The 23,941-nt window shown below is 72.3% G+C and carries 20 protein-coding genes and 1 riboswitch; of the genes, 9 read left to right on the top strand and 11 right to left on the bottom strand.

The window, feature by feature from the left end; translation table 11 throughout:
* Window positions 1–186 precede the first annotated feature (186 nt).
* Window positions 187–1,767, top strand: coding sequence for a glutamine-hydrolyzing GMP synthase (gene guaA, locus DMH12_RS19085; RefSeq protein ID WP_125492755.1), 1,581 nt, complete (start codon window positions 187–189; stop codon window positions 1,765–1,767).
* Between the two features lie 13 nt (window positions 1,768–1,780).
* Here guaA and DMH12_RS19090 read toward each other — a convergent pair whose 3' ends face one another.
* Window positions 1,781–2,278 carry a pyridoxamine 5'-phosphate oxidase family protein gene (locus DMH12_RS19090; RefSeq protein ID WP_125492756.1) on the bottom strand — a complete coding sequence of 166 codons (498 nt, stop codon included), beginning with the start codon at window positions 2,276–2,278 and terminating at the stop codon, window positions 1,781–1,783.
* Window positions 2,279–2,404: 126 nt separating this feature from the next.
* Between DMH12_RS19090 and DMH12_RS19095 the strand changes: the two genes are divergently transcribed.
* From DMH12_RS19095 to DMH12_RS19105, 3 genes are all read left to right on the top strand, one after another.
* Window positions 2,405–3,208, top strand: coding sequence for a class II aldolase/adducin family protein (locus DMH12_RS19095; RefSeq protein ID WP_125492757.1), 804 nt, complete (start codon window positions 2,405–2,407; stop codon window positions 3,206–3,208).
* Between the two features lie 201 nt (window positions 3,209–3,409).
* The gene (locus DMH12_RS19100) at window positions 3,410–4,705 is read left to right on the top strand and encodes a hypothetical protein (protein ID WP_125492758.1); all 1,296 of its coding nucleotides are present in this window, start codon (window positions 3,410–3,412) and stop codon (window positions 4,703–4,705) included.
* Between the two features lie 175 nt (window positions 4,706–4,880).
* Window positions 4,881–5,408 (top strand): DoxX family protein, encoded by a 528-nt coding sequence (locus DMH12_RS19105; protein ID WP_185832412.1) that lies wholly within the window; start codon window positions 4,881–4,883, stop codon window positions 5,406–5,408.
* A 147-nt stretch (window positions 5,409–5,555) separates the two neighbouring features.
* On the opposite strand, the gene DMH12_RS19110 is transcribed toward DMH12_RS19105, so the two are convergent.
* The 4 genes from DMH12_RS19110 to DMH12_RS19125 all read right to left on the bottom strand — a co-directional run bounded on the left by DMH12_RS19110 (window position 5,556) and on the right by DMH12_RS19125 (window position 9,106).
* The gene (locus DMH12_RS19110) at window positions 5,556–6,551 is read right to left on the bottom strand and encodes a CU044_5270 family protein (protein ID WP_260474251.1); all 996 of its coding nucleotides are present in this window, start codon (window positions 6,549–6,551) and stop codon (window positions 5,556–5,558) included.
* Window positions 6,548–7,120 (bottom strand): RNA polymerase sigma factor, encoded by a 573-nt coding sequence (locus DMH12_RS19115; RefSeq protein WP_125492761.1) that lies wholly within the window; start codon window positions 7,118–7,120, stop codon window positions 6,548–6,550. Before DMH12_RS19115 ends, DMH12_RS19110 begins: the two co-directional genes overlap by 4 nt.
* A gap of 317 nt (window positions 7,121–7,437) precedes the next feature.
* Window positions 7,438–7,686, bottom strand: coding sequence for a hypothetical protein (locus DMH12_RS19120; RefSeq protein WP_125492762.1), 249 nt, complete (start codon window positions 7,684–7,686; stop codon window positions 7,438–7,440).
* Window positions 7,673–9,106 (bottom strand): PspC domain-containing protein, encoded by a 1,434-nt coding sequence (locus tag DMH12_RS19125; RefSeq protein WP_125492763.1) that lies wholly within the window; start codon window positions 9,104–9,106, stop codon window positions 7,673–7,675. Before DMH12_RS19125 ends, DMH12_RS19120 begins: the two co-directional genes overlap by 14 nt.
* 180 nt (window positions 9,107–9,286) lie before the next feature.
* Between DMH12_RS19125 and DMH12_RS19130 the strand changes: the two genes are divergently transcribed.
* Both DMH12_RS19130 and DMH12_RS19135 read left to right on the top strand, forming a co-directional pair.
* Complete coding sequence (locus DMH12_RS19130) at window positions 9,287–10,579, top strand: ATP-binding protein (protein WP_125492764.1); 1,293 nt, start codon at window positions 9,287–9,289, stop codon at window positions 10,577–10,579.
* Complete coding sequence (locus DMH12_RS19135; protein WP_122615817.1) at window positions 10,576–11,322, top strand: response regulator transcription factor; 747 nt, start codon at window positions 10,576–10,578, stop codon at window positions 11,320–11,322. Before DMH12_RS19130 ends, DMH12_RS19135 begins: the two co-directional genes overlap by 4 nt.
* Before the next feature lie 69 nt (window positions 11,323–11,391).
* Here the strand turns inward: DMH12_RS19135 and DMH12_RS19140 are convergent, their stop codons facing one another.
* On the bottom strand, window positions 11,392–12,447 hold the full coding sequence (locus DMH12_RS19140) for an NlpC/P60 family protein (protein WP_125492765.1): 1,056 nt from the start codon (window positions 12,445–12,447) through the stop codon (window positions 11,392–11,394).
* 333 nt (window positions 12,448–12,780) lie between these two features.
* On the opposite strand from DMH12_RS19140, the gene DMH12_RS19145 reads away from it, so the two are divergent.
* Window positions 12,781–13,134 (top strand): hypothetical protein, encoded by a 354-nt coding sequence (locus DMH12_RS19145; RefSeq protein ID WP_125492766.1) that lies wholly within the window; start codon window positions 12,781–12,783, stop codon window positions 13,132–13,134.
* On the opposite strand, the gene DMH12_RS19150 is transcribed toward DMH12_RS19145, so the two are convergent.
* Together DMH12_RS19150 and DMH12_RS19155 are read right to left on the bottom strand one after the other, a co-directional pair.
* The gene (locus DMH12_RS19150; RefSeq protein WP_125492767.1) at window positions 13,112–14,119 is read right to left on the bottom strand and encodes a tellurite resistance/C4-dicarboxylate transporter family protein; all 1,008 of its coding nucleotides are present in this window, start codon (window positions 14,117–14,119) and stop codon (window positions 13,112–13,114) included. The genes DMH12_RS19145 and DMH12_RS19150 overlap by 23 nt on opposite strands.
* Before the next feature lie 27 nt (window positions 14,120–14,146).
* Window positions 14,147–15,340, bottom strand: coding sequence for a C40 family peptidase (locus tag DMH12_RS19155; RefSeq protein ID WP_125492768.1), 1,194 nt, complete (start codon window positions 15,338–15,340; stop codon window positions 14,147–14,149).
* Between the two features lie 8 nt (window positions 15,341–15,348).
* Window positions 15,349–15,528: riboswitch (cyclic di-AMP (ydaO/yuaA leader) on the bottom strand.
* Window positions 15,529–15,759: 231 nt separating this feature from the next.
* Here DMH12_RS19155 and pcrA point away from each other — a divergent pair.
* Complete coding sequence (gene pcrA, locus DMH12_RS19160) at window positions 15,760–18,249, top strand: DNA helicase PcrA (RefSeq protein ID WP_125492769.1); 2,490 nt, start codon at window positions 15,760–15,762, stop codon at window positions 18,247–18,249.
* Window positions 18,250–18,384: 135 nt separating this feature from the next.
* Here pcrA and DMH12_RS19165 read toward each other — a convergent pair whose 3' ends face one another.
* Both DMH12_RS19165 and DMH12_RS19170 read right to left on the bottom strand, forming a co-directional pair.
* Window positions 18,385–20,073, bottom strand: coding sequence for a M23 family metallopeptidase (locus tag DMH12_RS19165; protein ID WP_125492770.1), 1,689 nt, complete (start codon window positions 20,071–20,073; stop codon window positions 18,385–18,387).
* A gap of 196 nt (window positions 20,074–20,269) precedes the next feature.
* Window positions 20,270–21,235: a triacylglycerol lipase gene (locus DMH12_RS19170; RefSeq protein WP_125492771.1), complete on the bottom strand. Its 966-nt coding sequence runs from the start codon at window positions 21,233–21,235 to the stop codon at window positions 20,270–20,272.
* A 529-nt stretch (window positions 21,236–21,764) separates the two neighbouring features.
* On the opposite strand from DMH12_RS19170, the gene DMH12_RS19175 reads away from it, so the two are divergent.
* Window positions 21,765–22,181 carry a cobalamin B12-binding domain-containing protein gene (locus tag DMH12_RS19175; protein ID WP_125492772.1) on the top strand — a complete coding sequence of 139 codons (417 nt, stop codon included), beginning with the start codon at window positions 21,765–21,767 and terminating at the stop codon, window positions 22,179–22,181.
* 55 nt (window positions 22,182–22,236) lie between these two features.
* On the opposite strand, the gene DMH12_RS19180 is transcribed toward DMH12_RS19175, so the two are convergent.
* On the bottom strand, window positions 22,237–23,865 hold the full coding sequence (locus DMH12_RS19180) for a DUF5691 domain-containing protein (protein WP_125492773.1): 1,629 nt from the start codon (window positions 23,863–23,865) through the stop codon (window positions 22,237–22,239).
* Window positions 23,866–23,941: the final 76 nt, after the last annotated feature.

Below are 23,941 nucleotides of genomic sequence, written 5' to 3' on the forward strand. Positions count from 1 at the left end.
CGCGAGAGCCGGCGGTGTCCAAGCCGGATCACACACACCGGGCCGTGCACCCGGCCGCGCACCGGGCCGGGACGGGCCACCCGCCCGCCTCGGCGCCCGGCCGCGCACCGGGCCGGGACGGGCCACCCGCCCGCCTCGGTAGAATCGGCAGCACAAGACCCCCGCCCGACCGCCGGAAGGCACCCCGTGTCATCAGCGACTCCCGCTGCCGCCGCCCCCGACACCGTCCTGGTCGTCGACTTCGGTGCGCAGTACGCCCAGCTCATCGCCCGTCGTGTCCGCGAGGCGCGGGTCTACAGCGAGATCGTGCCCAGCTCCATGCCGGTCGCGGAGATGCTCGCCAAGAACCCGGCGGCCATCATCCTCTCCGGCGGTCCCTCGTCGGTGTACGAGCCGGGCGCCCCGACCGTCGACCGCTCCCTGTTCGAGGCCGGCGTCCCCGTCTTCGGCATGTGCTACGGCTTCCAGCTGATGGCGCAGACCCTCGGCGGCACCGTCGACAACTCCGGCGCCCGTGAGTACGGCCGTACCGAGCTGTCGGTCTCCAGGCCGTCCTCCACCCTCTTCGAGGGCACCCCGGCCGAGCAGGCCGTCTGGATGTCGCACGGCGACGCCTGCTCCGCCGCCCCCGAGGGCTTCACCGTCACCGGCTCCACGGACGTCGTCCCGGTCGCCGCCTTCGAGAACGACGAGAAGCAGCTCTACGGCGTCCAGTACCACCCCGAGGTCATGCACTCCACGCACGGGCAGCAGGTGCTGGAGCACTTCCTGTACCGCGGCGCGGGCCTCACCCCCGACTGGACCATGGGCAACGTGATCGAGGAGCAGGTCGCGATCATCCGCGAGCAGGTCGGCGACCGGCGCGCCATCTGCGGCCTCTCCGGCGGCGTGGACTCCGCCGTCGCCGCCGCCCTCGTCCAGAAGGCCATCGGCACCCAGCTGACCTGCGTCTACGTCGACCACGGCCTGATGCGCAAGGGCGAGACCGAGCAGGTCGAGAAGGACTTCGTCGCCGCGACCGGCGTGCAGCTGAAGGTCGTGGACGCCGAGGAGCGCTTCCTGAAGGCGCTGGCCGGGGTCTCCGACCCCGAGGAGAAGCGGAAGATCATCGGCCGGGAGTTCATCCGGGTCTTCGAGCAGGCGCAGCTGGAGATCATGCAGGAGGACGGCCCCGAGGTCGCCTTCCTCGTGCAGGGCACGCTCTACCCGGACGTGGTCGAGTCCGGCGGAGGCACCGGCACCGCCAACATCAAGTCCCACCACAACGTGGGCGGGCTCCCGGACGACATCGAGTTCCAGCTCGTCGAGCCGCTGCGCAAGCTGTTCAAGGACGAGGTCCGGATGGTCGGCCAGGAGCTGGGCCTGCCGGAGGAGATCGTCCAGCGCCAGCCCTTCCCCGGCCCCGGCCTCGGCATCCGCATCGTCGGCGAGGTCACCAAGGAGCGGCTCGACCTGCTCCGCGAGGCCGACGCCATCGCCCGCGAGGAGCTGACGGCGGCCGGCCTCGACCGCGAGATCTGGCAGTGCCCCGTGGTCCTGCTCGCCGACGTCCACTCCGTGGGCGTCCAGGGCGACGGCCGCACCTACGGCCACCCGATCGTGCTGCGGCCCGTCTCGTCCGAGGACGCGATGACCGCCGACTGGTCCCGGCTGCCGTACGACGTGCTCTCCAAGATCTCGACCCGGATCACCAACGAGGTCAAGGACGTCAACCGCGTCGTCCTCGACGTGACGTCGAAGCCGCCGGGCACCATCGAGTGGGAGTGAGCGCCGCGAGGCGCTACGTGCGCCTGACCGTGCGCATGGGCCCACCGGGCTGCCAGATCTCGACGACGAGGCACTTGTCGTCCTCGACGTAGGTCCGCACGACCTCCGTCAGCTCGGTACGGAAGAGGTGGAACGGCTCCGGCGGTTCCACCTCTTCCACGTACCGGGCCCGGGTCGCGGCGTCCTCGGCCGCCACCGCCCGGCCGCCGATCCGGACGTCCCCGCCGCCCATGCCGGTGCCGTCCCCCGGGTTCGCCTGCAACGCGAAGCGCGGGTCGCGGCGCAGGTCGAGCGCCTTCACCGACCCCGGCATCATGCCGAGCCACAGTTCACCGTCCAGGAACCGCACCTCCAGGCCGGTGGTGCGCGGCGAGCCGTCCTTGCGGAGGGTGGCGAGGACATGGTGCGTGTACGCGCCGAAACGCGCCTCGACGGTGGCGGCCAGCGCGGGCTCGGCGGTGACGAAACCGGCCCAGTCGGTGGGAGCGTCGGGTGCCGTGTCTGAGGTCATGGAGTCAGTGTGCGGCCGAAACCCGACACCCTGTGTCGAGTATCCCGCCCGGATCTGTCGCACCGGCCGCACCCCCGGTAACTTCCGCCACGTAAGGCAATTCCAGTGCCGGAGGACAGAGGACACATGCACGGGACGCCCGGGGCCACTCCGCCCCCGCCGCTGCCCACCGACAAGCTGCGGTTCGCCATGCCGCCGATGCACGACTCGGTCGAGGACGAACGCCGGCACCGCAAGGAACGGCTCGCGGGCGCCCTGCGCCTCTTCGGCCGGTACGGCTTCGAGGACGGCGTCTCCGGACACATCACCGCCCGCGATCCCGAGTACACCGACTGCTTCTGGGTCAATCCGTTCGGCATGCCCTTCGCCCACATCACCGTGAGCGACCTCGTGCTGGCCAACTCCGACGGCCAGGTGGTGCAGGGCGGCCACCACGTCAACCAGGCCGCCTTCACCGTGCACTCCCAGGTCCACGCCGCCCGCCCGGACGTCGTCGCGGTCGCCCACTGCCACTCGGTGCACGGGCGCGCGCTGTCGGCCCTCGGCGACCTGCTCGACCCGATCACCCAGGAGAGCTGCGCCTTCTACGAGGACCACGCGCTGTACGACTCCTACTCGGGCGTCGCCGTCGACGCCGAGGAGGGCCGACGCATCGCCCGGGTGCTCGGCTCCGGCAAGGCGCTCGTGCTGCGCAACCACGGACTGCTGACGGTGGGCGACTCGGTGGACGCGGCGGCCTGGTGGTTCCTGTCGCTGGAGCGGTCCTGCCAGGTGCAGCTGACGGCCCGGGCGGCGGGACGGCCGGTGCTGATCGACCACCGCCAGGCGGTGGCCACCCGGGAGCAGCTCGGCGGCGACCTGGTGGCGTGGATCAACTACCAGCCCCTGTGGCAGGCGATCAGCCGGAGCGAGCCGGACCTCTTCGACTGACGCCTTCCCCCGACCGCGTCAAGGCGGCGCCCCGAGAGTCACCCCCGCTGAGCACGAGGGACCGGGGCCGCCCGGCGCGCGGGGGGTGGTGTACGGCACAATTCGCTGTCGTCCCAAGGGACTTACGGACCCGGGGGCTCTTTCACGGATGTTCTTTCACGGATGTTCCCGCGCAGGGGCGCGGGAAGGCGGGCGGCGGGCGTGGCGGTGCAGGAGGCGAGACGCGGGAGCGGCTCGGACAGGGGCGCGGTCGAGGCGGCCCACGGCGGCGGCTGCACCTGCGGGGACTGCCCGCACGGCGCCCGCGAGGGGCACCGCCGGGCGGTCGCCGCGTTCCTGCGGCGGCGCGACGAATTCGCGGCCGGACAGGGGCTGCCGGCCGCCGTGGCCCACTCGGCCTCCGCCTCCCGCCAGTGGATCTCCGAGGAACTGACCCAGTCCGCCGAACTCGTCGCCCAACGCGGCCGCGCCGAGGGAGACGCCTGGCTCGCCGGTCTGGGCCGGCGCACCGTGGCGGCCGTGTGGGCGGCGGTCGTCCTGCTGCTGCTCGGCCAGTCCCTCACCGCGATCGGCGCCGGCTGGACGGCGGCGCGCACGGCCGGACTCGTCGCCGCGCTGGTGGTGGCGGGGGCGCTGACGGCGGCCTCGTGGTTCCACCGGGCACGGGGCGGAGCGCTGGCCCCGGTCATCGGGGAGGACAACCGCCTCTCCACCTCCCGGGCCGTGGCGGCCGCCTGGGTCCTCGTCATCGCCTACGCCGTGCTGGTGCTGGCCGGACAACTGGCCCTCGCCTCGGGCCACGACCGGCGGGACGAGCTGATCTCCGGCCTCGAACTGGGCCGCGCCACCGGTGCGGTGACCGTGCTCGCGGTGGTGTGCGGCATCGCCGTCCTGGTGCGCCGCGTGGTCGGACTGCGGGTACTGGGCCAGCGCCTCCAGAAGGTACGGGCGGACCGGCCGCGCGCCTCCGACCTGCTGACGGACGACGCGGGCCGGGGGGCCTTCGCCGACATCCAGTACGTCGTGATCAGCGCCGTCGCCCTGGTCTTCGCGGCGGTACGGCTGGCCCGGCGCCCGGAGCACCTCCCCGACCTGCCGTGGGGGCTCGCGTTGGTGGTGCTGGTGTCGGCGGCGACCTACGTGGCCGGCAAGTACGCCGAAGGCGGCAGGCCGGTGATCCTCTCCGTGGTCCGGGCACGCGAGGCCGGTGACCTGGACGGGCCGATCCGCACGGGCGACGACATCGAGATCCGCGGCGCCGGATTCGTACCCCCGGGCGCCCAGCGCGCGGACCGCCTGTCCCGCATGGCGGTCCGCATCGGCGCGGTCAACGTCCACGTCCCCCTCGTCCCCGTGACGGGCGGCTTCAGCAACCCCACGGACGACGTGCTGACCGTCCCCGTACCGGCCGACGTGGAACCGGGCCGGGTCGACGTCCAGGTGGTCACCGGCGCCGGGGTCGAGACCAACCGCTATGCGATCGACGTCACGGACTGATCCCACGGGCTGATCTCCTGGTCCGACCCGCACGGACCGGCTCCGACCGGCGGACGCCAACCTGTCGAAACCGACAGCAAGAAACCGGTTGCGGGAGGGTTGAGCGGGGCCCGCGTGTCGTACGTATGGTCTCGTGGGGGGTCTCGGCATGCGCGGCGAGAGGCGGCTGGCAGTGATGACTCACGGTATGCGGGGCGATGTGTACTCCTTGCGGCAGAACGGCGGCGACTGGCGGGACAACGCCGCCCGGTACGCCCTCCTGCCCCTGCGGATCTTTCTCGGCGTCACCTTCGTCTACGCGGGCCTCGACAAGCTCACCGACAGCGCCTTCATGAAGGACTCGGGCGCCGGGTCCATCGGTGACATGATGCGGACCGTCCGGGACTCCTCGGCCGTCCCCGCGCTGGTCGACATGGCCCTGAAGAGCCCGTCCGGCTTCGGCTACGCCATCGCCCTGGGCGAACTGGCCGTCGGTATCGGCACCCTGTTCGGCCTGCTGACCCGCCTGGCCGCACTCGGCGGCGCCCTGATCTCGCTCAGCCTGTGGCTGACCGTCAGCTGGGCCTCCGAGCCCTACTACTACGGCAACGATCTTCCGTACATGTTCTGCTGGGTACCTCTTGTGCTGGCCGGGGCACCCTACTGGTCGCTGGATGCCGTGATCAGGGGCAGACGGCGTGGACGAGCACAGGCAGGTTCATGAGCCGGAAGCATTGTTCCGGCTCATGAACCAGGACCTCGCCGCCTGGCACCCGCTCGCGGTACTGCCCCATCGTGAAGTGCACCCACCCCCCCCGCTACGGGTTGCGGCGACGGCTGGAAGCCATTGGAAGGGCACCTGGATCCGACGTCAGCTGATGCTGTTCACCGCGCCGTTGAAGAGGAACGTCTGCCGGCTGATGAGATCGCCCTCGGAAAGGGACGGTGTGCATTCATCGTCCACGCCGTCCGAGGGTTCGCAGCCCGAACCGTCGTAGTCCTCGGTGGCGGTGTGCTTCTCCTCGAGAATTCCGCCTGTGGCCGGGTCGATGATCCAATGAGTGGTGCCGGCGATGCCCGGAGCGCCGGTCTCGGCGTACTTCCAGGTCACCTCCGTGCCCGTGCGGCCTTCCGCGTCGCTCACTCCGGTGCGGATGTCGGCGCCGGGGGTGGTCGCCATCACCCGGTAGAGCGCGGCGCGCAGTTCAGCCCGCGCCGGGCTGAACGAGAGCAGTTTCCCGGCCTCGGTCACGACCTGCATGTCCGCTGCGGCTCCGTCCTTGCCGGCGGCCAGTCTCGCGCGGAGCGCGGACGGGTCGGTGGGGAGGTTCTTCAGGCCGTTCCAGTCCAGATGCTCGTCACCGACGAGCCAGCGCATGCCGTTCGGCTGGGGCTTGGACAGCTTCTTGCCGTCCTCGACCGCGGTCAGCCCGCCAGGGCTGAGGTAGACGGTCTCGTTCCTGGTCGTCGTACCCGGTCCGGAACTCGTCGAAGAGATCTTCCAGTACCGGCCGTCCGCCCCTGCGGCCGCCTTCTCGGCCATCGAGTTGAAGAAGGCTGCGGCCCGCGCACCAGCCGCAGGTTCGCCGCCGTCCATGCTGATCACAGGGGCGGCGATCGCCACGGCGGCTACGGCCGCCACCGCTGCCGCGGAGGCGAAGAAACGGCGCCGTCGGTACAGGGGGGTGATCACACGGGGCTCAGCGGCGGCGGAGCCCCGAACACGGGCGGACTCGTCGTCGATTGCGCTGCGGACTGCGGACAGCACCGCAGACAAGACCGCAGGGTCGGGTTCGGGTGTACGCCCGGCGGCGACCAGTTCCGCACCGCCGGGAAAGTCGAGCACCTCTTGTCGCCGCGCACTCATGCAAGTTCTCCCATCAGGGTGGTGAGGGTGCCGTCGGACAGGCGGGGCCGGAGCCGGGCACGAGCCCGGTGCAACCGGGAACGGGCGGTGCCTGCGGGGATGCCGACGACGGTCGCGGCCTCAGTGGGCGTGAGATTCTCCCAGGCCACGAGGAGCAGCAGCTCTCTCTCGGTCTCCGGCAGCTCGGCGAGCATGCAGCGGATCAACGGTCCGGCCGCAAGGGCGTCGAGCCGCTGATCGACTGCCTGCCACGGGTCGCTCCCCGCGGGTTCCCCGGTGGGCGGTGTACCGGAGTCGCGAGCAAGCCGTTGCCAGTGACGGGCCAGTACATTGCGTGCCACGCCGAAGAGCCAGGCCCGGGCCGCTCCTCGGGCCGCGTCGAAGGTATGCCTGTGAGCGAAAGCCTGGAGCCATACTTCCGACAGCAGATCGTCGGCAACGGCCGGTGCCCGTCGTGCGAGATAGCCGTGCAGCACGGCGGAGTGCCGGGCAACCAGCGGCTCGAATGCAGCTGGCTCCGTGGTGGCACGCACGAGCAGGTCCTCGTCCGCCATGGCGTCGGGATCCATGCATCCCCCTGTCCTTGACCGCCCGGATGGCGGTCTCCCCCCTACTTGCACCCGGCAGGGCAGAGCGTTCGCGCAGGGTGCGGTGACCGGCCCCGCGCGCGTGTCCCCCCCCGTCTGCCCGCACGACGCCCATGTCGCGGATCTTCATGGGCGACGAACGTACGACAGCGATACGCGAGCAGCCTCAGGTGCTTCATGTCTTGGCCCTCGCCCTCGCGGTCGCGCCGCTGCTGTCCGTCGACGCAGCCCTGCACTCCTGGCGCCGGGGCGGGTCGGGGGACGGTCGTCGCCAGGGACCGCCGGCACTCCTCGGGCCGTCAGCCGGAGTGGCCGGTCCGGGCCTCGTTCGAGTGCCCCGGTCCGCGGGGCGCTCCGCCGCGCCGGCGTATGGAGCGGGCCACGACTCCGACTGCCCCCGCGAGGCAGAGCCCGCCCACGACGAGCGGGATGATCACGAACCACGGTGTCTCCCACAGTCCGCCCGCGTCACCGGCGAAGACGACGCCCGCCAGCATCAGGAAGAGGCCCGCCACCAGCCGTCCGGGCTGGAACCTATGACGCAGCACGGGTCACCTCCGCCTGTCCGAGGCCGACCTGGAGATCGAGGTCGAGCGTCCCGCCGTCCTCGTCGCGCACGGTGGGAGCAAGGGTGACCTCCTTGTGCTTGCCCGGCGCCACGTCCACGTCCTTCTCGTTCTCCCCGGGCAGCTGGATGTCACCGACGCCCACCTCGACGCTGAGCCGCACGGTCACCTCCTGCGGCACGACGACCTTTATTCGGCCCACGCCCACGTCGGCGCGGGTGGTCACCGTCTGCCCGTCGGCCACCTTCAGCCGGGAGAGGTCGAGCGTGCCGTCACCCACCCCGACCTCGTACTGCTCGCGCACGTCGGTCACCGCCGTCGGCCTCCAGGTGGTCCGGGTCCACTCGGTGCCGACATCCTTCGGGACGGCTGCCGACCCGGCGAGCAGGGCCGCCGTGATGATCGCCAGGAAGATCGACCCGGCTCCCGTGCGCCCCAGGAAGGCGCTGACCCCGATACCGAGGCCGAAGACGGCGAGCGCGCATGCCAGTCCGGTCTGAAGACTGGTGCCGAGCGGCTGGTCGTCCCAGGTCAGCCTGGTGCCGAGGAAGCCGGCGAGCAGGGCGAGGAGGAACACCCAGCCGCCGATGCCGCGCGGGCCGCGCGTCCGGGGGTGCCGCTCACCCGGCGGGGTGTGGCCGCCCCGGTGCGGGGCGCCGCGGCCGATCTTGACGGCCGCGGCGATGTCGCGCTCGTCGGAGCCGGGCGGACCCCACAGATAGCCCGTACCGCCGTCGTGGGTGCCGTCCTTGACTATGGGGTCCCGCCACCAGGAGGGCCAGGTGAACATGACCGGGGGTGCCTGGGCCTCCGGCGGGGCGTCCGCGACGGCCTGCGCGGCTATCGGGTCGGGGGCGGGGGTCCGCCGCTGCCGCGACCAGTACCCGGCGCCCGCGAGGAGGAGGGAGAGGACGACGGCGAAGGTGAGCACCCCGCCGTTGTGCAGCATGGTCAGAAAGACTCCGCAGCCGACCAGGGCGAAGAGCACCGCGGCCAGGGCCTGACCGTCGACCCGGCCGGTCAGCAGCTTGCGCACCTCGTTCTCGTCCTCGTCGTCGGCGGGGACGAAGAGCCAGGCGAAGCCGTAGAAGATGAGGCCGATGCCGCCGGTCGCGGAGAGTACCGCGAGGGTGATGCGGAAGATCACCGGATCCAGGTCACACTGCCGGCCGAGGCCGGCGCAGACCCCGGCGATCGTCCGGTGCTGCCGGTCGCGCCGGAACTCGTGCGGCGGGCCGGGAAGGCCGCTGCCGTCGCCGGTGTCGACGCCGCGCGCTCCCGGGCCGGCCGCGGCACCCGTGGCATCCGCGGCGGGCGCGGCATCCTGCGGCCCGGCACCCCGTGGAGGGCGCGGGCCGGAGCCGGGTCCCGGACCCGTCGCGGCGTGCTCGTGATCTGTCATGGGTCCATGGTGACGGGCGCGGCGTCCGGACGGCAGTCGGTTCGACCCTGGTCGGACCCTGATTTCGGCCCTGACACGGGGCCCGGGGAGCGTTCGAGGCCGCGGCGGCCCGAAGATCAGGGGAGTCTCGGGGGCCGACCCTGATGCTCCGCCTCCCGCACCCGTGTGACCATCAGTGTCATGCCGGAAGCCGCAGCAGCACCCCTCGTCGAACCGCGGCCGCCGCGCAAGCTCTACCGCAGCAGTGACGGACGCTGGCTCGGTGGCGTGGCGCGGGGGCTGGCCGGTCATCTCGGCCTGCCCGTCATCTGGGTGCGGTTCGTCTTCGTCGGTCTGTTCATGGCCGACGGACTGGGCGCGCTGCTGTACGCGGCCTTCTGGTTCTTCGTGCCGCTGGGCGTCGGCGGCGTCGACGCGCAGAAACCGCCGTCCCTCGTCACCGCCGAGACCTCGCCGGACGGCCGCCGCAGACTCGTCGCCCGCAAGCCGGACAAGGGCCAGATCGTCGCCCTGCTCCTCATGGTCGTCGTCGCCCTGGTCTTCGTGGGCAACGTCGACCTCGGCGGCGGGGCCCGCGTCTACCTCTGGCCGACCGTGCTCGTAGGCGCCGGCGTCGCCCTCGTCTGGCGCCAGGCGGACAACGCGCGCCGGGCCCGCTGGGCCGAGGTGGGCCGCCACCGGCGCACCGTCACCCTGCTGCGCTCGGTGGGCGGTGTCCTGCTGGTGACGGCGGGTGTCACCGGCATCTTCGTCCTCCAGGGCTCCGCCGCCCATCTCGGTTCCGTCCTGCAGGCGGCGCTCGCCGTCCTCGTCGGCATCACGCTCCTCGCCGGGCCCTACCTGGTGCGGATGACGCAGGACCTCTCCGAGGAGCGGCTGATGCGCATCCGCGCGCAGGAGCGCGCCGAGGTCGCCGCCCACGTCCACGACTCGGTCCTGCACACCCTGACCCTGATCCAGCGCAACGCGGAGAACGCGGGGGAGGTGCGCCGCCTGGCCCGCGCCCAGGAGCGCGACCTGCGCTCCTGGCTCTACAAGCCGGAGGGAAACGGGAAGGACGAGGACGACGAGCCCGCCACCCTCGCCGAGGCCGTGAAGCGCAATGCCGCGGAGGTCGAGGACAAGCACGGAGTTCCCATCGAGGTCGTGGTGGTGGGCGACTGCCCGCTCGACGACGGAATCGGCGCACAGATGCAGGCCGCGCGCGAGGCGATGGTGAACGCGGCCAAGTACGGTGGCGAGGGCGGCGCCGTACAGGTCTTCGCCGAAGTCGAGGGCAGGACGGTCTTCGTGTCCGTCCGCGACCGCGGCCCCGGCTTCGACCTCGACTCGATACCCGCCGACCGCATGGGCGTCAGAGAATCGATCATCGGCCGCATGGAGCGCAACGGCGGCACGGCGCGACTGCGCGCGGTGCCGGACGGCGGCACGGAGGTCGAACTGGAAATGGAGAGGGCGGAGAAGACGTCATGAGCGACCCGACCGAGGCGAACGGTACGGCGGGAGCGGACGAGGCGGCCGAGCCCGCGCAGCCGGCCGGCGGCACCGCGGGGGAGCGGCGCGTGCGCGTGGTGCTCGTCGACGACCACCGCATGTTCCGCACCGGCGTCCAGGCCGAGATCGGCCAGACCGCGCAGACCGGCGTCGAGGTCGTCGGTGAGGCCGCCGACGTCGACCAAGCCGTCACGGTGATCACCGCGACCCGGCCCGAGGTCGTGCTGCTCGACGTCCACCTTCCGGGCGGCGGTGGCGTCGAAGTCCTGCGCCGCTGCGCCCCCCTGATGAGCGACACCGAGCGCCCCGTCCGTTTCCTCGCCCTCTCCGTCTCGGACGCGGCCGAGGACGTGATCGGCGTGATCCGCGGCGGAGCCCGCGGCTACGTGACCAAGACGATCACCGGCACCGATCTGGTGAACTCGGTCTTCCGCGTCCAGGAGGGCGACGCCGTCTTCTCCCCGCGCCTCGCGGGTTTCGTCCTGGACGCGTTCGCCTCGACCGACGCCCCGCCGGTCGACGAGGACCTGGACCGCCTCACCCAGCGCGAGCGGGAGGTGCTGCGCCTGATCGCCCGGGGCTACGCGTACAAGGAGATCGCCAAGCAGCTGTACATCTCGGTGAAGACGGTCGAGTCCCACGTCTCGGCGGTCCTCCGCAAGCTCCAGCTGTCCAACCGCCACGAGCTGACGCGGTGGGCGACGGCGCGGCGGCTGGTGTGACTCCGTGAGCGGGGCGCCCAGGGGTCGACGCCGGGGCCTTCTGCCCGGGCCCGGGTGACGAACGGGCCGTCACACCACCCGCGCCGCCCCCGCGAACGGCATCTGGTCGACCGGTGCCACCCGGACCGGGGCCGACGGGTTCGGGGCGTGGATCATCTGGCCCTTGCCGACGTAGATGCCGACGTGGCTGATGCCGGAGTAGAAGAAGACCAGGTCGCCCGGGGCGAGTTCGGACCGGGCGACGCGGCGGCCGGCGTCGATCTGGGCGTAGGTGGTGCGGGGGAGGGAGACGCCCGCGGCGCGGTAGGCGGCCTGGGTGAGGCCGGAGCAGTCGAAGGCGTTCGGACCGGTCGCGCCCCACACGTAGGGGCTGCCGAGCTTCTGGTAGGCGTAGGCGACGGCCGCCGCGGCACGGGAGTTGGGGGCCTGGGCGGACGGGGCGGACAGCGGCGCCCGGTCGTCCGCCGACGCGCGGGACGCCCGGTTACCCGTGCCCTGGCCCAGCCGGGCGCGTTCCTCCGCGGTCAGCCGGGACAGCAGGCGGCGGGCCGTCTCCAGCTTGCCGGTGACGGCCTCGCGGTGGCGTTTCAGTTCGGCCCGGCGTGAGGTCAGCGAGGTCAGCTCGACGCGGGCGGCGCCGCGCAGGCGCTCGATGTCCCGCAGTTCCTTGCGCACCCGGCCCACGGCGGCCGTCTGCCGGCTGCCCGCGCGTTCGACGAAGGCGGCGCCGTCGAGGTACCGGTCGGGGTCGGCGGAGAGCATGAGCTGCACGGCCGGGTCGAGGCCGCCGCTGCGGTACTGCGCCGCGGCGACCGATCCCAGCGCCTCCCGGGCCGAGTTCAACCGGTCCTCCTTGCGGGCGGCCTGGTCCCGCAGCTTCTCCAGGCGCTGTTCGGCGGCGTCCGCCTTCTCCTTGGCGCCGTTGTACTTCTCGGTCGCGACCTCCGCCTGCTGGTACAGCTTGTCGACCTTGGCCCTGACCTGGGCCGCCGTCGGCTGCGGGTCGGCGTGACCGGTGCCGCCCAGGCCCGTCGCGGTGGCCGCGCCCGCGAGGGTGATGGTGGCCGCCGTACGGGCCCTGCCGCCGCCCGTCACGCGCTGTCGCGGCCTGCGGTGCGTTCCCACCTGCGATCCACGTCCTTCCGTACGACTCCACGCCGGCCCGGTCCGGGTCGGCTCCGGCTGCCTGGGGGAGGACGCTAGGCGCGTCGGTAACGGTCCGGTGACGGGATGCGCGGAAGTGGCGGTACCGGATCGGCCCGCGTACCCATCTGACCGCGTGCCCGTCCGGCGGCCGTCGTCTTCACGCGGGGTGATGACCGAGCTGCCCGATCGGGGGCGGGTGAGGGGCCTGAGCTGTTATGGGGCGCGGATGTGCGCCGCCTCCGCACCGGGGCGGCTCAGGGACGGTCGGGCCGGTGTCGGACGGCCTCCGGCCGCTCATTAGGCTCCGGCCCCATGGACGTACTCATCCACCTCTTCGTCGGTCTGCACATCATCGGCATCGCCGCGCTCCTCGGCGGCTTCCTGACCCAGATGAAGGCGATGGGCCGGGGCACGGCCCGCTTCATCCCCGCGATGCTGCACGGCGCGCTGACGATGCTGGTCACCGGTGTCGCCCTGGTCGGCCTCAACCAGGCCGACGACCAGTCCGTGGACAACCTCAAGATCGGGGTGAAGCTCGCCCTGCTGATCGTGATCCTCGGCCTGGTCTACGTGAAGCGCGACGACGAGAAGGTCGACAAGCCGCTGTTCGGCCTCGTGGGCCTGCTGACCGTCGCGAACATCTTCATCGCGGTGCTGTGGACGTGACGGCGGAGGCGCCCGCGGACCGCACCCCGGCCCGGGCCTGCGCGACCGCTCCCGCCGCGACCGCCAGCCACCCGGCCACCGCGATCCACAGCAGGACCCGGCCGGGTGCGTCCAGCCACGCGACGTCGATCGCGGCGGCCACGGAGAGCGTCGCCGCCGCCGTCATGCCGAGCGGGAAGACCGTCGACCAGCGCCGCACGTCGTAGCGGACCCGCGGCCAGACGAACTCGGCGACCAGCAGGACGACGTACCAGGCGAGGTCGAGGGTGAGCAGGAAGACGGTCACGTCGTGCAGCACGGCGCTGTCGTCGGAGTTCCACAGGTACATGCCGGTCCCGGCCGCCGCGATCAGTTTGGCTCCGGCGAGGGCCGAGATGGCGAGCGCCCCGCCCGCCACCCAGTGGTCACCGGAGCCCCGGGCCACCTGCCGCAGATCGAAGCGGAACAGGGCGATCAGGTAGAGCACGATCCCCAGCCAGAACGGCACCAGCGCCGCGTGCGCCAGCCACGGCGTCGAGGTGACCGCGGACAGCGTGGCGCCGAGCACCGCCAGCCCCTCCGTGGCCACGCACCCCAGGAACACCGCCCCCGGCATCCTGCGCCCCCAGTGCCGCACGACCAGGAGGATCAGCACCGGCCACAGGAGCGTCGCCAGCGCCAGCAGCGCGGCGGCCAGGGCCGTCCAGCCGAGCAGCGAGAACCGGGTGCCGAGCACGGTGGTCGCGGCGACCGCGGTGAGCGCGCCCGGTGTCTCCGCCCGCGTCAGCCACTGCGGGCGCTCGGCCAGCAGCAGGTAGACGAAGTTCGCCGCCAGGGTCAGCCAGGCGGCGCAGGCCAGGAACAGGGCGATGCGGGACAGGACCTCGTGTCCCGTCAGGTGCAGGGCGACCGACAGGATGCCGGTCGCCATGACCGCGGCCCCGGCCGCCGGTGGACGCTGCGCCCACCAGGCGCGCAGGGGGGTGGGGAGAGTGCCTGACGACATGCTCCCGATGCTAGAGAGCCGCGCCGGTCAGGCCGGGCGCACCACGCTGTGGATCGACGACTCGCCGTCGTAGTAGATCGACTCCTCGCGCACGTACGCGCCCGGCTTCGGGGCGTGGATCATCATGCCGTTGCCGATGTAGAGGCCGACGTGGCTGAGGTCGTCGTAGAAGAAGACCAGGTCACCGGGTTGCGCCTGGGAGACGGGGACGGTCGTGCCGGCGTTGACCTGGTCGTACGTGACGCGCGGCAGCGTCACCCCCGCGGCCTTCCAGGCGGCCTGGGTGAGGCCGGAGCAGTCGTAGGAGCCGGGGCCGGTGGCGCCCCAGACGTACGGCTTGCCGATCTGGGCGCGGGCGAAGCCGAGCGCCTTCTCGGCCTTGGTGCCGTACGACGGGTCCGGCGTCGAGGAGCCCGACGAGCCGCTGCCGCCGGACTCCGAGGAACCGGAGGAGGTGCCTCCACCGCTCTCCTGCCGTGCGGCCTCCTCCCGCCGTTCGCGCTCCTCGGCCTGCTGGGCCTGCTGCTCGGCCAGCTCCGCGGCCTTGCGGGCGGCCTCCTCCTGCTTCTTCTTCTCGATCGCCGCGAGCCGGGCCTTCTCCTCGGCGGTCAGCTTCGAGAGCAGCTCACGCGCGGTGGCGAGCTTCTTCTGGACGGTCGACTTGGCCGTCTTCAGGTCCTGCTGCGAGCCGGTGAGCGTCTCCAGGCTCTCGGCGGCCTCCCGGCGCTTCTTCATCGTCTCGGACTGCTGCGTGACGTAGTCGTCGACCGCGGTCTTCTGACGGCCGGTGAGCCGGCCCATCAGCTGGTTCTGGTCGAAGTACTCCTGCGGCGAGTCGGCGAGCAGGAAGGTCGCCGTCTCCGGGACCGCCGTGCCCGTGCGGTACTGCGCGGAGGCGAAGGAACCCAGCTCCTCGCGCGCGTCGTTGAGCTTCTGGGTGCGCTGGGCGACGTCGTCGAGGAGGGTGTCGACCTTCTTGCGCTGCTTGGCGGTCTTCTCCTTGGCCGCGTTGTACTTCTCGGTGGCCGACCCCGCCTGGCGGTAGAGGTCGTCGACCTTCTTCTCGACCTCTTCGAGGCTCGGCCTGTCGTCGTCCGACGGGGTGGCGTTCGCCGTCTGGGACAGCAGGGCGACGGAGGTGAGGGCCGCTGTGGCGAGGGCCGGGGTCCGTATGCCCGCGACGCGTGGACCGGTGGGGCGCGACTTGCGGTGCGACGCCAAGGAGGCGCTCCTTCCAAGTGCTCCGCCTACCGGGTTAGCTGTCGGGTTCGGGCGGTGTGACGCGGAAGGGTTGCCCTACGGCGGACCGTCCTCATGGAGGGCGGTGCGGCCGATTCACCCCAGGTTCTCGGTTGGGTCCCCGGCTCCGGGCGCCGTGGCGGGCACGTCGGACTCGGCGGAGGCCGCGCGGCCCGGCGAGGTTCGCCGGAGGGGGTCGTTCGGCCTGCTCGCACGGTAGCCAACTCGTGTGGCCGCTGTGAAGGTTGGTGGGTGATATGCCCGATACATTTTCGTGACCTTGGCGAAGGGTGTCACTCTCCGTGTTCCGGCAGGTCGCAGGGCGTACCGGTGTGAGGTGTCCCGGACATTTTCCGGGGTGGCATCGGGTTGTCGGTGGGGCGCCCTAGACTCGGAGAGCGATGAGCAGCCTCTTTGACGACAGCTTCCTGGCGAGCCTCCAGACCCCCCGGGGTCACGAGGAGGAACCCCCGCCGCCGCCCGAGGACGGTCACGGACCGGAGCCGGTCCCGCACGACCTGTTCGGCGGGAAGTTCGACGCGCCCCCGGAGCGGGACCGGTACTACCGGGACGGCGCCCCGCGCCCCGCCCTGGACCCGGCCGCCCTCCTGGACGGGCTGAACGACAACCAGCGCGCCGCCGTGGTGCACTCCGGCTCCCCCCTGCTCATCGTGGCCGGCGCCGGCTCCGGCAAGACCCGCGTGCTCACCCACCGCATCGCCCACCTGCTGGCCGAGCGCGGCGTCCACCCGGGCCAGATCCTCGCGATCACCTTCACCAACAAGGCCGCCGGCGAGATGAAGGAGCGCGTCGAGCAGCTCGTCGGCCCGCGCGCCAACGCGATGTGGGTGATGACCTTCCACAGCGCCTGCGTCCGCATCCTGCGCCGCGAGTCGAAGCGGCTCGGCTTCACGTCGTCCTTCTCGATCTACGACGCCGCCGACTCCAAGCGGCTCATGGCGCTGGTCTGCCGCGACCTCGACCTGGACCCCAAGCGCTTCCCGCCCAAGTCCTTCAGCGCCAAGATCAGCAACCTGAAGAACGAGCTGATCGACGAGGAGGACTTCGCCGCCCAGGCGGCCGACGGCTTCGAGAAGACGCTCGCCCAGGCGTACGCGATGTACCAGTCGCGGCTGCGTGAGGCCAACGCCCTCGACTTCGACGACCTGATCATGACGACGGTCAACCTGCTCCGCGCCTTCCCGGACGTCGCCGAGCACTACCGCCGCCGCTTCCGGCACGTCATGGTCGACGAGTACCAGGACACCAACCACGCCCAGTACGCCCTGGTGCGCGAGCTGGTCGGCGGGGCCTCGGAGCACCCCGTCGACGTACCGCCTCAGGCCGAGGTCCCGCCCGCCGAGCTGTGCGTGGTGGGCGACGCCGACCAGTCGATCTACGCCTTCCGCGGTGCCACCATCCGCAACATCCTCCAGTTCGAGGAGGACTACCCGAACGCGACGACGATCCTCCTGGAGCAGAACTACCGCTCCACCCAGACCATCCTCACCGCCGCCAACGCGGTCATCGAGCGCAACGAGTCCCGCCGGCCCAAGAACCTGTGGACCAACCAGGGCGCCGGCGCGCAGATCACCGGCTACGTCGCCGACACCGAGCACGACGAGGCCCAGTTCGTCGCCGACGAGATAGACCGCCTCACGGACGCGGGCGAGGCCAAGGCCGGCGACGTCGCCGTCTTCTACCGCACCAACGCGCAGTCCCGTGTCTTCGAAGAGGTCTTCATCCGCACCGGCCTGCCCTACAAGGTCGTCGGCGGCGTCCGCTTCTACGAGCGCAAGGAGGTCCGGGACGTCCTGGCCTACCTGCGGGTGCTGGCCAACCCGGAGGACTCGGTGCCGCTGCGCCGGATCCTCAACGTCCCCAAGCGCGGCATCGGCGACCGGGCCGAGGCGATGATCGACGCCCTGTCGCAGCGCGAGAAGATCAGCTTCCCGCAGGCGCTCAAGCGAGTCGACGAGGCGTACGGCATGGCGGCGCGCTCCGCCAACGCCGTCAAGCGGTTCAACACGCTCATGGAGGACCTGCGCACCATCGTCGAGTCCGGCGCCGGACCGGCGACCGTCCTCGAGGCCATCCTCGAACGCACCGGCTACCTCGCCGAGTTGCAGGCCTCCACCGACCCGCAGGACGAGACCCGCATCGAGAACCTCCAGGAACTCGCGGCCGTCGCCCTGGAGTTCGAACAGGAGCGGGCCGAGGGCGAGGAGGCCGGCACCCTCGCCGACTTCCTGGAGAAGGTCGCCCTGGTCGCCGACTCCGACCAGATCCCGGACGAGGAGGACGGCGACGGCGTCGTCACCCTGATGACCCTGCACACCGCCAAGGGTCTGGAGTTCCCGGTCGTCTTCCTCACCGGTATGGAGGACGGGGTCTTCCCGCACATGCGCGCCCTCGGCCAGGCCAAGGAGCTGGAGGAGGAGCGGCGGCTGGCGTACGTCGGCATCACCCGCGCCCGCGAGCGGCTCTACCTGACCCGGTCCACCCTGCGCAGCGCCTGGGGCCAGCCCTCCTACAACCCGCCCTCGCGCTTCCTGGAAGAGATCCCGGCCCCCCACCTGGAGTGGAAGCGCACCGGTGCGAACGGACCGGCTTCCTCCGCGCCGGTCTCGGGGGTGGCGGCCTCGCTGTCGTCGTCCCGTTCCCGTTCCTCGGCGTCGGGCGCCTCCGGCTTCGCCACCCGCCGGTCCGCCGGCGCGGAGCAGCCGACGGTGTCCCTGGCGGTCGGCGACCGCGTCACGCACGACCAGTTCGGGCTCGGGACGGTCGTCGGGGTCAAGGGCACCGGGTCCAACGCCGAGGCGACCATCGACTTCGGCGACACCAAGCCGAAGCGGCTGCTGCTGCGGTACGCGCCGGTGGAGAAGCTCTGACGGTGCCGGACCGGCCGCGCGGGCCCGGGCTGCGGCTCGGTCCGCGCGGCCGGGCGTTGCACGCACTGCCGCTCGCGTCCGCGGCCGGACGGCGCACGCCCCCGGGGGCGTGCCGACGGCTGAGACGCTACGGCGTCACTGAGGGTTGAGTCCGTGGCTGCGCAGCCACGACAGCGGGTCGATCGCCGAGCCGCCGGAGGGGCGCACCTCGAAGTGCAGGTGCGGGCCGGTCGAGTTGCCCGAGTTGCCGGAGAACGCGATGGCGTCACCGGCTTTGACGCTCGTACCCGAGGGAACCTGGTAGCTGGAGAGGTGGCAGTACCACGTCTCCGTGCCGTCCTTCGCCGTCACGATCATCATGTTGCCGTACGCGCTGTTGTACTGGGTGCGCACCGTGCCGTCGGTCGCGGCCATCACCGTCGTCCCGTAGGACACGGGGAAGTCGATGCCGGAGTGCACGGACATCCAGTTGATGCCGGCCTGCCCGTAGTACGCGCTGAGTCCGTGCTGCGCCACCGGCAGGGCGAACTTGGGGCGCAGCCGCTCCTTGCGGGCCGCCTCCTCCGCCGCGCGCTTCTTCTCGGCGGCCTGCTCGGCCTTGAGGTCGATGCGCTCCTGGGTCCGGCTGGCCCGGTCGGCGAAGTCGTCGGCTCCGGCGGCGAGGCTGGTGAGCTGGGTGTCGAGCTGGTTGTTGGCCGTGGACGGCTTCACCGGCGCGGCCTGCTGCCCGCCCGGGTCCGCGGCCGCCGCCGTGGTCTCCGTGCCCTCGTCGCCGGTGAGGCTGCCGACGGAGGCGGCCGCGATACCGGCGACGCTCATGACGCAGGCCGACGGCACGGCGATGGTCAGCAGCGCGGAGCGCTTGGCGGGCTGGCGGCGGCGGGAACGCGCCCCGGACCGGGAGGCGCCGCGCGCGGCCGGGATGCGGGTGGCCGGGGTGATCTCCTCCTGGCCGTCCAGGAGGGCGGTCGCGGCGGGGAGTTCGCCGGTCGCGGTCAATTCGCCCTCTTGCGGGGCCGGTTCGTCCTCGCCGGGCAGGATGTCCGGGGTGGCGTCCTGCGCTGCCGCGGGCTCCGCAGGGTGCGCGGTGGTGCCGTCGGGGTTCCACTGGGTGGCGTCGTAGGCGCCGGTGTCGAACGGGCCGGTGGTGAAGGCGTTGGCGTCGAAGGCGGCCGTCTCGAAAGCCGTCGCCTCGAAGGTGGCCGTCTCGAAGGCGGCGGTCTCGTCGAAGGCGACCGCCTGGAAGGCGCCGGTGTCCAGGGTGCCGGTGGTGAAGGCGCCGGTCTCGAAGCTGCCGGTCTCGAAGGTCTGCGTGCCCCAGTCCCACTGCTGGGTTCCGTCGGCCGGGTTGCCGGACGGATCCGGCTGGGTCCAGGCGCCGGTGTCCCACTGTCCGGTGGCCTCGGCGCCCGTGGCCTGCGGCTGCGCACCGGCGGGCTCCTGGTAACCGGCCGTCCACGCGGTCGCGTCGTAGGGGCCGGAGTCGTAGCCGGTGTGCTGCTGGGCGGCGTACGCGTCGTAGTGCTGCTGCTGCCCGCCGCCGTCGGACCACTGGGTGGTGTCGTAGGTACCCGTGGTGCCGTACGAGCCCGTCGTGTCGTAGGTGCCGGTGGTGTGGTCCGGCAGGCTGCCGAAGAGAGGGTCCGCGTCGAAGGCCGCGGGGGCGGGGCCGTCGGTCGGAAAACCAGTGGTGTCGTAGCCGCCGTACGTGGTGAGGTCGCCGTACTGGGCCTCCCCTGGGCCGTACGACGCGTAATGCGCCGACGCGGCGTCGGAAGCCGAAGCCGGGGTGGTCATGGTCCCCGACGGGTGACGGTCGTTCACCAACTTCTCTTTCGCCTCGACAACAGGGGCTGCCAGAGCAGTGCGGCGACTGTACCCGGCGGTATACGGGCACGACAATCTTCGTCAGGTTTCGCTCGCGCAGGAAACGGGCAATCGGCCGTGTTTTGGGGGACGGCGGGCACGAGTTTGGCTTTTTGTTCGAGCGGTGTTCGATGCTGAACGGGTTGTTTCGGAGTCAGGCGACCGTCAGACCGCCGGCTCGTCCACCCGACCCCGCTCGCCCCTCCGTCTCCGTGCCGGTCTCCGCCTCGACGGCGTCCAGTGCCTGCCGGATCCCCGTGGCCACGGCCGGGTGCACCGGCAGCGCGAGGTGGCCGACGCCGCTCACCCGTACGTTCTGCACGGTGAGGTCGGGATGGTCGAGACAGGCCGTCTCCAGCGGGTCCATCACCCGGTCCAGGTCGCTCCAGAAGCTGACGAACTGCGTACGGCAGCCGGGCGTGGGCCTGGACAGCTCCTCGATCACCGCCGACCCGGGGCGCATCTGGCGCACGATCGGATGGGCGTTGGCCAGCGGGACCACGCGGGTGCCGGAGTGCGGGGTACCGAGCGTCACCAGCGTCCGGACCCGCAGGTCACCGCCGAGCCGCTGCACGTAGTACCGCGCGATCAGCCCGCCGAGGCTGTGCCCGACGACGTCGACGCGCTCGCTGCCGGTGCGCTCGCAGATCTCCTCGATGTGCCGGCCGAGCAGCTCGGCCGCCGTACGGATGTCGCAGGTCAAGGGGGAGTAGTTCAGCGAGTCGACCTGGTGCCTGCCGTGCTGGGCCAGGCTGCGGCGCAGCAGCAGGAAGACCGAGCGGTTGTCGATGAAGCCGTGCAGCAGGACGACCGGCGTGCTCGCCGGTGCCGGAAGCCGGGCAGCCGGCGGGGCGGGCTCCGGATCCCGTGGGCCCGCGGACGGGAGGGGCAGGCAGGGGCGGCGCTCCTGGACGATCCCCGAGGGGTAGAGGAGCAGATGCCCGGCGAGGATCGCGACCTCCAGGGCGCTCGCCTTCAGGAAGGTCAGGGAGAGCCCGGTCAGTCGTCCGGGCAGGCTCGCCAGTTCCGTCAGTCCCGGGATTCCGGGCAGGCCGGGCAAGCCCGGGAGGAGACGCTGAAAAAGCGGAAGAAGGGGCAGTGCTGCCGTGGTGACCTTCATGGGGCCGACCTCCGTCCGGCACGCGCAGGGACGCCTCTGTCCCCCGTGTGCCCTCGTTGGAGTGCCGTGACACCAGTGACTGGCGATGTTTGCGAGGTTTACCCGGATGGGTGTGTCGACGTGCGGTATCCGAGCCAGGGGTGTCCCACGGGTCTGCTCTGACCTGTGGGAATCGTCTGGCCCGTGGTGTCGGTGATACGGCGACGAGGCCCGCTGCTTCCCCGTCCCGCCCTCGCTGCGGCTCTCCGTGCGCGTGATGTCGCCGCGCCCTCGTGCGGTGCGCGGCGAACGTGTCCCACCGTGTGATTTCCCCCTCTGTATCCACCGCGAAACTGCCGGTTGCGGGATGCTGGAGATAACGTTCGTTCACTTCCCGGACGTCGTGGTGCGGGCCATGCGTGCCGCGAAGGCGCGCGCTGTGCGGACTTCGTGCACGAGGCGCGGTGCCGAGTGCCGTGCTGCTGTGTACGGCGTCGGCGAAGTGTGCGGTACTTGTCGGTATGGATGTAGTCGCTTCATGGAGGCAGTGATGGGTGTGGCAGCCGGTCCGATCCGCGTGGTGGTGGCCAAGCCGGGGCTCGACGGCCACGATCGCGGGGCCAAGGTGATCGCGCGGGCGCTGCGTGACGCCGGTATGGAGGTCATCTACACCGGGCTCCACCAGACACCCGAGCAGATCGTGGACACCGCGATCCAGGAGGACGCCGACGCGATCGGGCTGTCCATCCTCTCCGGTGCGCACAACACGCTCTTCGCCGCCGTGATCGCGCTGCTGCGGGAGCGGGACGCGGCGGACATCCTCGTCTTCGGCGGCGGGATCATCCCCGAGGCGGACATCGCTCCGCTGAAGGAGAAGGGCGTCGCCGAGATCTTCACGCCGGGTGCCACGACGGCGTCGATCGTGAACTGGGTCCGGGCGAACGTGCGGGAACACGCGGAGGCGTAACCGCCCCTCTCCCGGGCGGTCGTGGGTGCCGGTGGCTCCCACGGTGCGCCATGCCCTACCCCGCTGCCAGCTCCTCCGCCATCGCCGCCCGCAACCGCAGTGTCGTGACGAGTCGTTGGAAGGCCTCCGCCCAGTAGCCACCGGCGCCCGGCGACGCGTCCTCCGACTCGTCCGGTATCGCCAGCAGGCCGTTGAGACGGCCCGCCTCCGCGGGGTCGAGGCAGCGTTCGGCCAGCCCCATCACCCCGCTGAAGCTCCACGGATAACTCCCGGCGTCCCGGGCGATGTCGAGCGCGTCCACCACGGCACGTCCGAGCGACGGGGCCCACGGCACCCCGCACATGCCGAGCAGCTGGAACGCCTCGGACAGCCCGTGCGTGGCGATGAAACCGGCCACCCAATCGGCCCGTTCACCCGCCCGCAGCGTGCCGAGCAGCTTGGCCCGCTCGGCCAGGGACACCGCGCCGGGACCACCCGCCTCGGGCGCCGTGGGCGGCCCCAGCAACGCCCGCGCCCACGCCCCGTCGCGTTGTCGCACCGCCGCCCGGCACCAGGCCGCGTGCAGTTCGCCCCGCCAGCCGTCCGCCACCGGCAGGGCGACGATCTCCTCGGGGCCGCGTCCGCCGAGCCGAGCCGGCCAGGTCGCCAGCGGGGCCGCCTCGACCAACTGGCCGAGCCACCAGGACCGTTCGCCCCGCCCGCCGGGCGGCTTGGCCACCACGCCGTCCCGCTCCATGCCCGCGTCGCACTCGTGCGGCGCCTCGACGGCGATCGCCGGACGGTCCGGGGCGCGGTCGAGGGACACGCAGGTCACGGCCCGGGCCGCCATCCGCGCGGCCAGCGCCGAGTCCGGCAGGGCCGACAGCAGCTCCGCCGCCGTCGCCCGTACGTTGCGGCTGCGGTCGGCCAGCGCCTGTTCCAGGAAGGGCTCGTCAGCCGGTGCGAGTCCGGTCCGAAGCGAGTCGAGGAACATCAGCCTGTCCTCGGCCCGCTCCGTCCCCCAGGTCGAGGCCAGCAGCCCGCGCGCGCCGGCCGGGTCGCGGGCGCGCAGGGACGCCAGCAGGGCGACCCGTTCGGCGAACAGGCCCTCGTCCCAGAGCCGCCGCACCCGGTCCGCGGCGTCGGGACCGGGCAGCGCGGTCCCGCCCCCCGGCGTGGCACGCAGGGCGAACCGCCAGTCCGGATTCAGCCGGGCCAGCCACAGGGCACGGGGCCCCGCGAACCGCAGCGCCGCCGGCCGCAGGTCCGTGCGCCCGCGCGCCGCGTCCAGCAGCGCCGGAAGGGCCTCGGGCGGCGCCGCGAAACCGTGCGTGTTGGCCGTCGCCAGCCACTGGGGCAGCAGCTCCATCAGATCGGGCGCGGCACCCCGGCGCCCGCCGGCCGCGGCGCCGGACCGGTCGGCGAGGAGCATCGTGAGGCGCCGGGCGGCCGCGGCGGGCAGGGGTGGACGCGGATCCTCGGGAGCCGGGTCGGGGCGCCGCGCCGCACGGGCCGGCCGCAGCCCGGCACGGCGACGGACGGTCTCCGCGGCCGCCGCGTCGAGCAAAGCGGCCGGCGCACCCGGTCCGGGCTCGCTGCCCGGCGGCGTACGCCGGTCCGTGCCGAGCAGGGCGGCGGTGACGAGCTCCTCCCAGGAGGCCGTCGTCGGTGATGGTGCGCTCGGGGGAGTGGGTGTGCTGGTCATGCGGTCCCCTCTGTTTCCCTCTTGGATCCGTGGCCTGGGGCGGGTCGGTGCGGGCATGGCGTGCAGGGGGCTGGCG

The organism is Streptomyces sp. WAC 04229, from assembly GCF_003947455.1.
GTDB lineage: Bacteria > Actinomycetota > Actinomycetes > Streptomycetales > Streptomycetaceae > Streptomyces.